Origin of the sequence: Streptococcus sp. KR (assembly GCF_002238115.1) — a bacterium.
Taxonomy (GTDB): domain Bacteria; phylum Bacillota; class Bacilli; order Lactobacillales; family Streptococcaceae; genus Streptococcus.
This window is the reverse complement of sequence record NZ_NGVM01000228.1, coordinates 1-309: the sequence shown is the minus strand read 5'-3', so window position 1 is coordinate 309 and position 309 is coordinate 1. Positions and strand designations below refer to the sequence as shown.

At 38.5% G+C, this 309-nt stretch carries 1 protein-coding gene; it reads right to left on the bottom strand.

Annotated elements, in window-relative coordinates; all coding sequences use genetic code 11:
- A partial coding sequence (locus tag CBI42_RS11705; protein WP_142294154.1) for a hypothetical protein occupies window positions 1-309 on the bottom strand: 309 nt, incomplete at both ends.

Sequence of the window (309 nt, the reverse complement as noted above, 5' to 3'; positions counted from 1 at the left end):
CCAATGCTTGATCCATCCGAACCATTAAACTTTTAGCTTCTTGTTGGACAATATCCAACTGTGCTTCTAAATCAGCAAGTGTCTCCTTATCTGCAGACCACCCAGATAGATAGTTAAAGGAATACTCTGACGTATCAATACCATAGTATGAAGAAACGACATAAGCGACACTTTCAGCCTGGAGTTCAGCGGTGCTTCTAGTTAGATTTTCCTTTTGAGGATTATCTGCATGATGCAACTCTGCATGAGCCATTTCATGTAAGAAAGTTTTAATAATTTGAGCCTTGTTCATCTCATTACTACGTAAAA